The sequence below is a fragment of the Flexivirga alba genome (genome assembly GCF_042661025.1).
GTDB classification, from domain to species: domain Bacteria; phylum Actinomycetota; class Actinomycetes; order Actinomycetales; family Dermatophilaceae; genus Flexivirga; species Flexivirga alba.
The window spans coordinates 4287166-4299360 of sequence record NZ_JBHSWH010000001.1 but is presented as its reverse complement, the minus strand read 5'-3'; the positions used below and the strand labels follow the sequence as shown (position 1 = coordinate 4299360).

Genomic DNA, 12195 nt, shown 5'->3' with positions numbered 1-12195 from the left:
ATGGAACTCGTGAGGCGAGGGACACGTGGCGCGGCATACCTGGTGCTGGGTGCTGCGGGTGCAGCACTGCTGGGGTGGCTGGTCTACGCCTTCACCATCTCCGTTCAGGGAACGTCGGGACAGGACCGGGTGTTCGTGGTGGCGCTCGCCGGCGTGGCCGTGGCCGTCGCCGGCATCGTGCTGTTGAGCCCGCCGGTGCGCGACGCCGAGGTCGCGATGGCACGACCGCTGCTCGGGGTCGAGCTGCCCGCGGTTCGCGACAGGCATTCGTGGGACAGCAGATGGCACGGTGCCGCGTGGGCGGGGCTGGTCCTGGTTGTCGGGGCGGTCGCTGCGATCGTGCTGCTCGGTGGGGTTCCGGCCGGTGTCGGACTGGCCTCCGGGGGTGTCGGCGACGGCGTCCAGGTCCTCTGGCGTATGCCGCTGGGAATCGCCGTCGTGCTCGGATCCTTCGCCATACAAGCGGGTTTCGGCGGCATCCTCGTCTGGGCCGCGCCGCGCGTGCTGGGTCCGACGAGCGCCGACAAGCTGGCGTTGGCCGCCGAACGCGAGCAGGACCTGGCTCGTAGCAATCAGTTGGCTCGCGAACTTCACGACACGATCGGTCACTCGCTCACCGCGATCAGTGTGCAGGCCGAGGCCGGCAGCGTGGTCGGCCCGACCGACTCCCGAGTCGCTCTGCGTGCGTTGGAGCGGATCAGTGCCACCGCATCGGCAGCACTGGAAGAGCTGGACGAGGTGTTGGGCTCACTCCGCAGCGGTGGCACCGGGCGCACCGCGGCCGACCTGGCAGCTCTGGTGCGCAGTGCAGCGACCAGTGGGCCCTCCGTGCTTCAGTTGAGAGGGGACTGGGGGAGGCTGCCCGGGGAACTGTCCGGTGACGTGTTCCGAATCGTCCAGGAAGGACTGACCAACGCCGTGAAGCACGGCAGCGGCCCGGCCCAGGTGCGAGTCGCGATCGGCTCCGAGGTCGAGGTGAAGATCACGAACACGACCACGCAGCAACCAAATTCGCGAGCGGCGGGTGGACGCGGACTGGTCGGCCTGCGGGAGCGCGCAGCGCTCGCGGGTGGCGCCGTGGACGCCGGTCCGAGCGCGAGTGGGAAGGAGTGGCACCTGTGCGTCCGGCTCCCGAACCGGTGATCAAGGTCGTCATCGCCGATGACGACGAGATGGTCCGCGATGGCTTCGCAGCGATCCTCGGTGCGCAACCAGACATGGAGGTCGTCGGCCTCGCCGACGACGGCGTCACGGCGCTGCAGACGGTCCGAGCCGGCACACCGGACGTGGTCGTCATGGATGTGCGGATGCCGCGACTGGACGGCATCGAGGCGACGCGCCGGCTGCTGGCTGCGCCGGGCGCTCCGAAGATCTTGGTGGTCACGACGTTCGAGCACGACTCCTACGTGTATGACGCCCTGATGGCCGGCGCCCACGGCTTCCTGCTCAAGCGGTCCGGCGCCGCGCAACTGGTGTCCGCGGTGCGTGCGCTCGCGCATCTGGACGTCGTTCTCTTCCCGGAGTCGATCCGCGACCTGGTCGACTCCCGCCCGGCTCGTGGACGCACCCTGCCTCGACTCACCGAGCGCGAGCAAGAGGTGCTGCGGCTGCTCGCCCGCGGTATGACGAACGCCGAGATCGCCGCCGAACTCTTCCTCGGCGTGGAGACGGTCAAGTCCCACGTCGCGACACTGCTCGCCAAGCTGTCGGCACGCGACCGGACACAAGCCGTCATCGCGGCATACGAGAGCGGTTTCGTGGACTGACCGCAGCGGTCCGGCGTCATACCCGCTGGATACGCTGCGGGGTGACCGCCGCCGAGCCGACCGACGAGCCGCATGCTTTCGTCCGGTTCGTGATGCGACGTTCGGTGACCGGCCTGGTGCTCGGCTGGTTGGCACTGCTGGTCAGTTTCGCGCCCAGTCTGTTGCCGCGGCCGTGGGCTGTGCAGGCGGCGGCCTCCGCGCTGTCCGCCATCACCGGGTATGCCGCCGGCGCGTTGCTCGGCTCGGCCGCATCGGTGATCTTCGGCTGGCTCGGTGTGCGCGTGCTGGTTGCCGATCATGCCCACCGGACACGGCTGCACGGCGTGCTCTGGACGCTCGCGGTGGCGATCACGATCACGGTCTGGTTCGCGGGCTACCGCGGCCGCCGGCACAGCGCGCGTCTGGTCGACCTGCCCGAGCCGTCGCTGTGGAACGACGCGCTGTCGCTGGTCGCTGCCGTTGCGCTGACCGCCGTGCTGATGGCGATCATCTGGACGGTGCGTGGCGCGTTCCGAGCGTCGCGTTTCGTGCTCGGCTTCGCGCTGCCCAAGCCCGTGGCGGGTCTCCTCGCGGTCTGTCTCGTCGCGGGGTCGGTCACCTGGCTGACCCGCAGCGTCATCGCGGTGAAAGGCCTGGAAGCGCTCTCTGCTTCGGCAGCGAAGGTCAACGGCGCCCCGCCGCAGGGGCTGAGTGCACCGACATCGCCGCTGGTCTCCGGCAGCAGGGGGTCGACTCAGCCGTGGTCGAAACTGGGCCGCGAAGGTCAGATCTATACCGCTCACACCCCGGATCCGGCGGCGATCTCAGCTATCACCGGGCGACCCGCGAAGCAGCCGATCCGGCTGTATGCCGCGCCGGAGACCGGTGATGTCGATCCGCACCAGCTGGTGCAGACCATCGTCCAGGAGATGAAGCGCACCGGAGCGCTGGACCGCAAGTACGTCAACGTGGTGGGCACCACGGGCAGTGGCTGGGTCGACGAATACAACGTCCGGACGCTGGAAGTCCTGACTGGCGGCGATGTGGCGACCGTGGCGGTGCAGTACTCCTTCCTGCCGAGTGTCGTGCAGTTCCTGACCAACCGGACCCTTCCTGCCCAGGTCGGAACGGCGTTGGTCCGCAAAGTCATCGCGATGATCGATCAGCGGCCGGCCGGCGAGCGGCCACGTCTGTTGCTCTCCGGCGAGTCACTCGGCGCGCTCAGCACCGAGGCCGCCTTCAGCGATGCGGATCAGTTGCTCTCGGCGGTCGATGGCGCGCTCTGGAGCGGCACCCCGAACTCCACCCCCTGTGGCGTTCGATCACCAGCAGCCGGCAGCGCGGCAGCCCGCAGGTTGCACCGGTCATCGACAACGGACGGCACGTTCGATTCGCCGGCAACCCGCAGCAGATCGGCCGTGATGCCTACGGGCGACCGCTGCCGCAGGAGTGGGACTCGCCACGGGTGCTTTTCATGCAGCACCCGTCCGACCCGATCGTCTGGTGGGATCCTTCGCTGATCTACCGGCAACCTGCGTGGGCACGCGAACGCGCCGGCCACGATGTAGACAAGGATCTCACCTGGTACCCCCTGATCACCTTCTGGCTGACCACCGTCGACCTGATCTCGGCGAACTCCTCGGTCGGGGGCCATGGCCATCGCTATCGTGCCGAGATCATCGACGGATGGGCAGGGGTGCTCGGCGTGACGGTCAGCCCACCGGAGAAGGCGGCGATCACCTCGGCGGTCGAGGCCTTCGACAACGAGGAGTGAGCGGATGGGACGAGGTCAGTTGTCGGTGCCGAGTGCCATGCTCGACGCGTGTCCAACGAGACAGGCGGGGCCTTCCGCACCGCGCCGCTGAGTGGTGACACCTGGGCCGACTTCGCGGCCCTCGTGGAGGCCAACAACGGCGTGTGGGGTGGCTGCTGGTGCATGGGGTTCCATCCCGAGGGACTTGACGGGACCAGCGCCGAGCGAAACCGCGACGCCAAGCACGCGCTTGTCCGCACGGGCTCGGTGCACCAGATCCTGGTCTATGACGGCGACGACTGCGTCGGATGGTGCCAGTTCGGGCGGCCCGTGGAGCTTCCGAACATCCAGAATCGCAAGAAGTACGCCGCGTCGGCCGGTGACCCGCCCGACTGGCGGATCGGTTGCATCTTCACCGGCAAGGGCCGCCGGCAGGCCGGTGTGGCAAGAGCGGCGGTGCGCGCGGTGCTGGATGCGATCCGAAACCAGGGTGGCGGCGTGGTCGAGGCCTACCCGGAGCAGGTCGACGGCCGGGGGCCGCAACGCGGTGCCTACTTCCACACCGGGCCGGAGACGCTCTTCGCCGATTTCGGCTTCGAGCGCGATCGCAAGATCGCCAAGTGGCGTTGGGTCATGCGCCGTGAGCTCGACTAATGCAGTGAGTCGGAGCGCTCAGCGGCGCCGGGTTCGACCAGCCGCCGCATCCATTGCCAACCGGCGCCGTCGAACGGCGCCCGACCGTCCCGGAGCCCCTCGAAGACCGACCGGGTGTCGGCCTCGGCCTGACGTATGACGTCGTCCGGGTATCCGAATTTCCGCTGGTGGTCAGCGAATTCGTCCTCGTCATCGACGTAGCTGAAGCCATTGGCCCGCTGGACGACATCCAGATCAAGATCGATCATCGTCACCTGCCAACCCCCGTCGTCGGTGCGTGACCAGACGGGTGGGGTGGTGATGTCGACATACACCACGACCTGCTCAGGGCGATCGGTCGGCCGGTTGAACGCAGGTGTGTAGCCCGCATCGGGGAAGAGGGAGACCGAGTCGCGGTCGAGATCGAACGCAGCCCCGGGTCGTTCGAAATGCGTGCCCTGCGGGAATCCGACCCAGCACCCGTTCTCATCGACCCCGAGCAGCGTGCCGTCACTCTGCCAGTGCGGCGTTCCGTCCCACTTGCGATAGTCGACATGAATGGGTGTCCCGGGACGGTCGGAGGCAGTGGGATTAGTCATCACCGGCACTGTAACCAGAGACGGCTCGAATCGATCAGCGGTTTTCGGTGTGCGCGGCGCCTGTCGGTGCAAGGCTGGTGCCGTGTTACGGACGCTCAGCGGCGCCCGCGCCCTGGGGCCGGGCGATTTCCCGGCGGCGTTGGACCTGTGTGCGGTTGACCCGCTGGCCAACGTCTTCGTTGCTGCGCGCCTGATCGAGGGTGGGCCCTCGTATGCCGGAGCGTTGCTCGGCACGGACGATGGCCGGCGGTTGCGCTCGATGTGCTGGACCTCGGCGAATGTCGTCCCGATCGGCGCTGACGAGGCGGCCTTGGACGCGTTCGCCACCCGATTGCGTCGCAAGCGCCGCCGTTGCTCGTCCATCTTCGGTGACGCAGAGCTGGTTCTGGGGCTCTGGGGGCGGTTGGAGAGACACTGGGGCGACGCTCGATCGTTGCGTCCAGACCAGCCGATGATGGCCGTTTCCGCCGTGCCCGCCGGTGGGTCCGGCCCGGTCGATGCCCGGGTGCGTCGGGCTCGCCTGGACGAGGTCGACCAAGTGCTGCCGGCATCGACGGCGATGTTCACCGAGGAGATCGGCTACCCGCCATACGTCGGCTCGGATCGCGAATATCGGCGCATGGTCACGTCCCTGATCAGGGCTGGGCACACCTTCGTGGTGACCGAGGGGCACGAAGTGATCTTCAAGGCGGACGTCGGATCGCTCGCGGCGGAGTCGCGCAGCTGCAGGGTGTTTGGGTCGCGCCCAGGCACCGCGGCAAGGGTTTGGCAACACCGGCGATGCGCGCCGTGGTGCGGCAGGTGATCGAGACGATCGCGCCGACCGTGACGCTCTACGTCAACGCCTACAACGAGCCGGCCCTGCGGACCTATCACTCCGCCGGCTTCCGCCAGGTCGGGAAATTCGCGACTGTCATTCTCTGACATCATTCGTCAGATGGTTTCCTCCCTGACGCCGACAGCAAAGATCCTCGTTGCGGCCTTCGCCACCTCCGGTGTCATCCACCTGGTCCGCCCACAGACGTTCGTCCCGAGTATGCCGAGCGTGGTGCCGCGCCAGGTCGACGTCATCCGCGCCTCCGGCGTGGCCGAGTTGGCGTGTGCTGCCGGACTTCTCGTTCCGAGCACACGCAGGGTCGCCGGTCGTGCGTCCGCAGCGCTGCTGATCGGTGTGTTCCCGGCCAACGTGCAGATGACGGCCGACGCGGTTCGTGTCGTCGCCAACCGCGGATCGTCGCCGAAACGAGTCGCCTGGTGCGCCGGCACCATTGCACGGCTGCCGCTGCAGTGGCCGCTGATCCGCGCGGGCTGGCGCGCCGGCCGTTGACGGCTGGTCAGTCCGTCAGCCACCACTCGGGCGGGTCCTGTCCATAGCGACGCGGCGGTGACGGGAAGTCCAGCGGGACGTCGCCGACAAAGAGCGGTGGGCGCACGTATTCGATTGCCCCGTATGACGATTCGGCAGTCGCCAGCCACAGAGGGCAGTCCGGTCCGTCGAAGGTCTGCTCCGCGTCGGTGGCCGACCCGTTGTGGTGCAGCAACCACTCGGCGGTGCGGGCCAGAGCGAGTTGCGCGCTTGCACCGCCTTCGTGCGGCCGCCGGTTGAGTAGCCGCAGAGCCGCGGCCGCCATCAGGTAGCCGGTGGCGTGGTCCAGCGCCTGCACCGGCAGGGCGCCCGGCCGACCGTCGGCGTCGGCGTAGGTGGTCGCGATCCCGCTGACGGCTTGCACGATGCTGTCGAATCCGCGCTCGCCACCCCACGGGCCGGAGTCACTCCAGGCGGACAGCTCAACGACGACCAGGTGTGGGTGCTCGGCCAGCAGCGACTCGCGGTCGAGTCCGAATCGGCGCAGGGCGCCGGGGCGGTAACCGGTCAGCACGATGTCGGCGGTGCCGGCCAGCTCCTGAGCAGTCGCCTGCCCGTCCGGGCCGGCGAAGTCGACGGTTGCGGTCCGCTTGGCGAAACCGGTGTCCAGGTGTTGGTCCAGCAGCTCGGGTGAGTCCGGCCGGTCGATGTGCAGCACGTCGGCACCGAGCGCTCCCAGGAAGCGCGCAGCGGTCGGCCCGGCGATGACACGGGTGAGGTCCAGGACGCGAATTCCCTGTAGTGGCAACGACGTTGACGGCACCAGCCGACGGGTTGCGCCCGTTGACGCACCTAGGGTCACCAGCGGGCGGTCCTGAATCGCCGCTGCGTGGTGTGGGTGTGCCCGCCATACGTCCGGGGTGCGAACGGCGCCCGCGATGCCGCCGGCCGCCCGCAGGGTCTCTTCGAGCGCAACCCCTTCCCACTCCTGTATGGCGCTCTCCGCACCCGACCGATTGGAGACGCCCAGAACGGACCGGATGACCGCGGCGTGGTGGGGGTAGTTGCCGTGCAAGCGGATCCAGCCGTCCGAGGTGCGGAAGAACCCGGACATCTCTCCCCAGCCCTTGACCGGTTCTCCGGCGACCCGCAGCCGACTGATGGAGCCGAACGACGCACCGACGAGGCCGCTGGGGACGAACGCGTTCCAGGACGAATCCCGGGTGGCAGCAAGTGCATTCGCTGCTGACGCAGCCGCAGAAACGCTGCCGACGGCGAGGCCCTCGACATCGAGCGGCCCGGCCCACCAACGCCGCGGGCCACGGGCGACCGCAGCGGTTGCCCAGGGAACGGGCAGCGTCGGCCAGCTCACGAGCCGGGGTAGAGCGCAGCGGCGTAGCGGTCGTCGCGGTAGTGCTCTTCGACGATGTCCGGGTCGTCGCCGGCCCGCCAGAGTGCTTTGGCGATATCGGCATACCGTGCCACGGCGTCTGGCTGCCAGGTCTCCGGCCGCCATGCCTTGGCACGCATGAACGCCTTTGGGCAGTGGTAAAAGACCTCTTCTATGTGCACGATGAGGACCAGCTCCGGCCGGTGGCCCTGCACGACGAGGTCGTCGAAGAACGGGCCGTCGGTCACCAACTGCCCGACACCGTTGACCCGCAACGTGTCCGGCCGTCCAGGGATCACGAAGTTCAAGCCCACGTGCGGGTTGGCCAGCAGATTGTGGAAGCCGTCCATGCGCTTGTTGCCGCTGCGTTCCGGGATCACCAGCGTGTTGTCGTCCAGGACCAGGCCGACGCCCGTCGGGTCGCCCTTGGGCGAGACGTCACATCGCCCGTCGGGAGTCGCGGTCCCGACGAACACCAGTGGTGAGACGGCGAGCCAGTCCTTGTCGAGCGCGTGCAAGTGGTCCCGAACCTTGTCGCGCACGGGCGGGTCCGGCAGGCCGAATTGCTCGAGCTGACCGGCCGACGTCACCGTGGGTAGGTCGCGATAGGGGTTGTTCTGCTCGTCATACATGTGCGATCAGTTCCATTCGATGCGGAGGCGCTCACGCCAGAAGGTGAGCACGTCGACACCTTCCTGGTGGATCTCGGTGCCGCGGTTCCAGAGTCCGAGGTAGAGCTGTGCCGCGGTGCCCGAGAGCCGTGCGTCCGGGCTCTGATCGGTCGTGCCTTCGTCGCACACAGCGGGCCCATCGGACAGGCGCAACGTCCACGACCGCCCAACGTCTGTGGCCTCGAAGACGACACTCACGGTTTCTGCCGACGTGGTGCGCAATTCCTCGTGCTCGCGGGTGGCGAAACCCCGCAACAGTTCGTCGATCCCGTCGGTGCCGACGGCTGCGAGTATCTCGGTCTCGGCTGCGGTCGGGAACTGCCCGAGCCGAGCACTAAGGCCGTCGACGGCATGGATCGAGGTCTCGTGGCATTGTCGGCGGGCCCAGGCGATCTTGCTGGGCGGCGCGTCGTTGAGGAAGAAGAATCGCTCCAGGTCGTCCGGCGCTTCCTCCAGGGCCTCCGCCAGGTCCCCTGCGCCGGCCAGCAACCAGCCACCGGGATCGTCGACCAGCATGCCGTCGACCTCGAAGCGGTCGGTCGCCGTCGTGGCATTGCGAGAGTTGATCTCGCCGCGGATGATCCCGGTCGCCCAGCGGTGCACCATCCCGGTATGGGCCACCAGCTGTCGCACGTTCCAGTCGCGGCACGTCGGGACGGGTTGGTCGGAGATGTCCAAAGCGTGCTCGCTCAGGCGCTCGGCGGCGGTGTAGAGCACGTCGAGGTAGTCGTCGAACTCGAGCATTGCGGGCATGTGTAGACCGTAACCTGTGGCGCCTGGCTCATGCGTAACCTGAGTCGTATGACGGAGAACAGCGATCCCTTCGCGCATGCCCCGAGCAACCAGCCGCCACTGCTGGTCGGTCACAACACCGTCACGGGTGACGCGGCGCTGCTGGACGCGGTCCACGCCCAGGCGGGTGACTCCGCCCCGCAGCTGATCGAGTCACTCCTGCCGCTGGGCGAGCTCGCCGGTTCGGCGGAGGCCCGGGAGTACGGAATGCTCGCCAACGCGAACGAGCCGATCTTCCGCCCGGTCGACCGCTTCGGTGCCCGCGTCGACGAGGTCGACTTCCATCCCAGCTGGCACTGGATGCTCGACAAGGGCGTCGGGTTCGGGCTGACCGGAGCTCCGTGGACGTCGCGCGAGCCGATGCCGCACGTGCGTCGTGCCGCGGCATACATCGCCTGGAGCGCGATCGAGCCGGGGCACGGCTGCCCGATGACCATGTCGTATGCCGCGGTGCCCGCGCTGCGGGCCGACGCCGCGCTCGCGGATGAGTTGGTGCCCGGATTGTCCTCTGCCACTTACGATTTCGGGCTGCGGCCGATCGCTGACAAGCGAGGACTGCTCGCCGGCATGGGTATGACGGAGAAGCAGGGTGGCTCCGACGTACGCACCAACACCACGGTCGCGGTGCCGCAGGCCGACGGTGCCTATCGGCTCACCGGGCACAAGTGGTTCACCTCGGCGCCGATGAACGACCTCTTCCTGGTTCTCGCCCAGGCACCGGGCGGGTTGACCTGCTTCGTTGTCTCGCGCGTGCTGCCCGACGGCAGCCGCAACGGCCTGCAGATCGTGCGGTTGAAGGACAAGTTGGGCAATCGGTCCAACGCTTCCAGCGAGTTGGAGTTCGTCGACGCTCATGCCCGTCGCCTCGGCGACGAAGGTGCCGGGGTGCGCACCATCATCGAGATGGTGGCCGCGACCCGGTTGGACTGTGTGCTCGGGTCGTCGGCGTTGATGCGGCGCAGCCTGGCGGAGGCGATCTGGCACGCAGAGCACCGCAGTGCGTTCGGTGGTCTGCTGGTCGATAAGCCCGCGATGCGAAATGTGCTGGCGGACCTCGCGATCGAGTCCGAGGCGGCCACTGCTCTCGGCCTCCGGCTCGCTCGTGCGGTGGAGTCTCCGGACGACCCGGCTCAGCGCGCCTTGCGTCGGATCGGCTTGCCGTTGGCGAAGTTCTGGGTCTGTAAGCGCACCTCCTTCCACGTCGCGGAGGCGTTGGAGGTGCTCGGTGGCAACGGCTATGTCGAGGATTCCGGGCTGCCGATGCTCTTCCGGGAGTCGCCGCTGAACTCCATCTGGGAAGGCAGCGGCAACGTCAACGCCCTCGACGTGCTGCGCGTCCTGCAACGTCAGCCGGAGGGCATCGACGCCTGGCGCGACGAGGTCGAGTCGGCCGGAGTGCCCGAGTTGCACGACGGTGTGACCGAAGTCTTGAAAGCCATTGCGAATCTTGTCGATCCGTCAGAGGCGGAGTATGTCGCCCGCTGGCTCGCCGCCCGTATGGCGGTCCTGTTGCAGGCCAGCCTGCTGGTGCGGCAGTCGCCGACGGCGGTGTCCGAGGCGTTCCTCGTCTCACGGGTCCTGGGGCAGCACGCCGGCGTGTTCGGGACTCTGCCTGCCGGGCTGGACACCGCCGCCATCGTGCGGCGGGCCAGCACCGAGAGGTGACTACTTCGCCGGCGGCGTGACGCTTGCGACCGAACCGTCGTCCTTGAGCAGCACGGTAGAGGCCCTTGGCTTCCCGAAGCTCAGCAGCGATGAGAACGACGTCGCCCGCGAGTCGAACGATCCGTTGCCCAGCTGCGGCAGCTTCCAGTTCTGCTCGACGAACTTGATCACCGAGGCCTGCTCGAGTGGCTGGTGGTTCACCGAGTTGACCTTCGAGTACGGCGAGATCACCAGGAATGGCAGCCGCGGTCCAGGGCCACAGCGGTCGTCCTGCGGGCCGCTGCTCGTGACCGGCTCCTTGACGCTCGTGCACATCGGTTCATTGAGCGATGCGTCCTTTGCGCCGGTGATGATCTTGGACACCTTGTGGTCGTACCAGCCATCCGAATCGTCATACGTCACAACGATTGCGGTGCTCTTCCACTCGGGTGACTGCTGGATCGCGTTGATCTCGCTCACCAGGAAGTCCTGCTCGTCGGTCGGGTCGGAGTAGCCGGCGTGCCCGTCCTGGTAGGAAGGCGCCTTCAAGAACGACACGGCCGGCATGTCGCCTGCCTTCAGCGCCTCGTTGAAGTAGCTCAGGTCGTACTGGTGGTTGGCCTGGCCGTTGTGGCCGACCTCGGCCAGCGACTTAGGCGGCAGGTGGTGCGGGTTGGCCGTCGACTTGTAGTACTGGAACGGCTCGTGATGCGGGCTGTAGTCCACGGAGGTGCCGCCGCCGACGTTGGCGTGAGAGGTGGTGCACTGGGCGTAGCTGCCGTCGCCGGCGTAGGGCGCGTTCGGAGTGAAGCCACCCTGGAACCAGCCCCACGAGACGCCGGCCGAGTTCAGCTCGTCGCCGATGTTCTTGCCCTGCATCACGCCGAGGTTATTGGTCGAGGTGTGGTTGTGACCCGAGCAGTCGTCGTATGCCGGGTCGGGGTCGTTCGTCATGGTGCCGACACCCTGGGCGTTCGGCGTCGAGACGACATAACCGTCGGAGGTTGATGCGCCGGTCGTGGGATCGACAGCGTGGATGCCCCAGGTGTTGCCGGACACGAGGTTGATCGCTCCAGGTGAGGACGGGCCGTAGTTCGAGCCGTAGTAGTTGTCGCTCATCGCGTAGTGCTGGGCGTAGTTCCACATCCCGGTGACGGTGTTGCCGTCGAAGTAGCCCATCGCCAGCCCGGGTGCGCCGAACTCACCGGTGCAGGTGTCGACGCTGGTGTTCTCGATGACCTTGTCGTTCTTTCCGCCGTTGGCGGCCTTCTCCTCCGGCTGGTAGGCGTGGTTCTGGTCGCAGGTGACGGCTTGGTCGGGAGTCAGTCGGAACGGCTTGTAGAGGTTGGGATTCGACCGGATCAGGCCGGCGTTCTGCTCGGTGTTGGCCCGCGGTGTATGCCGGGCCGCGGTGAATTTCGTGCCGTCGGTGTTGGCGGCGTTCGGATAGGTGCCGAAGTAGTGGTCGAACGAGACGTTCTCGTCGAAGAGCACCACGACGTGCTTGATCGGGGTGCTCGCGTGGTGAGCCACGTGCTGCTTCGTGTGCGTTGGGCTCGCGGCGTTTGCAGTGGCCTGTACGGCGACAGTGGTGCCGGCCGCGAGGATCACGGCGCCCGCCGATGCTGCGGCGAGTAGTGCGGATTTCTGCTGCACTGTGCT

The 12195-nt window shown here is 67.7% G+C and carries 12 protein-coding genes and 1 pseudogene; 8 read left to right on the top strand and 5 right to left on the bottom strand.

Annotated features, from left to right (window positions below; all coding sequences use genetic code 11):
- The first annotated feature begins 9 nt into the window (after positions 1–9).
- The 4 genes and pseudogenes from ACFQDH_RS21445 (at position 10) to ACFQDH_RS21430 (ending at position 4152) form a co-directional block, all read left to right on the top strand.
- A complete protein-coding gene (locus ACFQDH_RS21445) occupies positions 10–1143 on the top strand; it encodes a sensor histidine kinase (RefSeq protein ID WP_382404398.1) in 1134 nt (377 codons plus the stop codon).
- Entirely contained in the window at positions 1119–1766 is a 648-nt protein-coding gene (locus tag ACFQDH_RS21440; RefSeq protein ID WP_382404397.1) for a response regulator transcription factor, read from the top strand. Before ACFQDH_RS21445 ends, ACFQDH_RS21440 begins: the two co-directional genes overlap by 25 nt.
- A 92-nt stretch (positions 1767–1858) precedes the next feature.
- A pseudogene (locus ACFQDH_RS21435) lies at positions 1859–3519 on the top strand (alpha/beta-hydrolase family protein).
- 48 nt (positions 3520–3567) lie between these two features.
- Positions 3568–4152 carry a GNAT family N-acetyltransferase gene (locus tag ACFQDH_RS21430; protein ID WP_382404396.1) on the top strand — a complete coding sequence of 195 codons (585 nt, stop codon included), beginning with the start codon at positions 3568–3570 and terminating at the stop codon, positions 4150–4152.
- Here ACFQDH_RS21430 and ACFQDH_RS21425 read toward each other — a convergent pair.
- Positions 4149–4730, bottom strand: coding sequence for a DUF402 domain-containing protein (locus ACFQDH_RS21425; RefSeq protein ID WP_382404395.1), 582 nt, complete (start codon positions 4728–4730; stop codon positions 4149–4151). The genes ACFQDH_RS21430 and ACFQDH_RS21425 overlap by 4 nt on opposite strands.
- An 82-nt stretch (positions 4731–4812) precedes the next feature.
- On the opposite strand from ACFQDH_RS21425, the gene ACFQDH_RS21420 reads away from it, so the two are divergent.
- Genes ACFQDH_RS21420 through ACFQDH_RS21410 form a run of 3 tightly spaced genes read left to right on the top strand, consistent with a single transcriptional unit; the run spans position 4813 to position 6057 of the window.
- Positions 4813–5535, top strand: a complete 723-nt coding sequence (locus ACFQDH_RS21420) for a DUF4081 domain-containing protein (RefSeq protein WP_382404394.1) — start codon at positions 4813–4815, stop codon at positions 5533–5535.
- The gene (locus tag ACFQDH_RS21415; protein ID WP_382404925.1) at positions 5430–5654 is read left to right on the top strand and encodes a GNAT family N-acetyltransferase; all 225 of its coding nucleotides are present in this window, start codon (positions 5430–5432) and stop codon (positions 5652–5654) included. Before ACFQDH_RS21420 ends, ACFQDH_RS21415 begins: the two co-directional genes overlap by 106 nt.
- 13 nt (positions 5655–5667) lie before the next feature.
- The gene (locus ACFQDH_RS21410) at positions 5668–6057 is read left to right on the top strand and encodes a DoxX family protein (RefSeq protein WP_382404393.1); all 390 of its coding nucleotides are present in this window, start codon (positions 5668–5670) and stop codon (positions 6055–6057) included.
- Between the two features lie 7 nt (positions 6058–6064).
- Here the strand turns inward: ACFQDH_RS21410 and ACFQDH_RS21405 are convergent, their stop codons facing one another.
- The 3 genes from ACFQDH_RS21405 to ACFQDH_RS21395 are packed head-to-tail and all read right to left on the bottom strand — an operon-like array spanning position 6065 to position 8850.
- Complete coding sequence (locus ACFQDH_RS21405; RefSeq protein ID WP_382404392.1) at positions 6065–7408, bottom strand: CoA transferase; 1344 nt, start codon at positions 7406–7408, stop codon at positions 6065–6067.
- The gene (locus tag ACFQDH_RS21400; RefSeq protein ID WP_382404391.1) at positions 7405–8058 is read right to left on the bottom strand and encodes an MSMEG_1061 family FMN-dependent PPOX-type flavoprotein; all 654 of its coding nucleotides are present in this window, start codon (positions 8056–8058) and stop codon (positions 7405–7407) included. Before ACFQDH_RS21400 ends, ACFQDH_RS21405 begins: the two co-directional genes overlap by 4 nt.
- A 6-nt stretch (positions 8059–8064) precedes the next feature.
- On the bottom strand, positions 8065–8850 hold the full coding sequence (locus ACFQDH_RS21395) for a maleylpyruvate isomerase family mycothiol-dependent enzyme (protein WP_382404390.1): 786 nt from the start codon (positions 8848–8850) through the stop codon (positions 8065–8067).
- 48 nt (positions 8851–8898) lie between these two features.
- Between ACFQDH_RS21395 and ACFQDH_RS21390 the strand changes: the two genes are divergently transcribed.
- Complete coding sequence (locus tag ACFQDH_RS21390) at positions 8899–10554, top strand: acyl-CoA dehydrogenase family protein (RefSeq protein ID WP_382404389.1); 1656 nt, start codon at positions 8899–8901, stop codon at positions 10552–10554.
- Here the strand turns inward: ACFQDH_RS21390 and ACFQDH_RS21385 are convergent, their stop codons facing one another.
- Positions 10555–12189: a phospholipase C gene (locus tag ACFQDH_RS21385; protein WP_382404388.1), complete on the bottom strand. Its 1635-nt coding sequence runs from the start codon at positions 12187–12189 to the stop codon at positions 10555–10557.
- Positions 12190–12195: the final 6 nt, after the last annotated feature.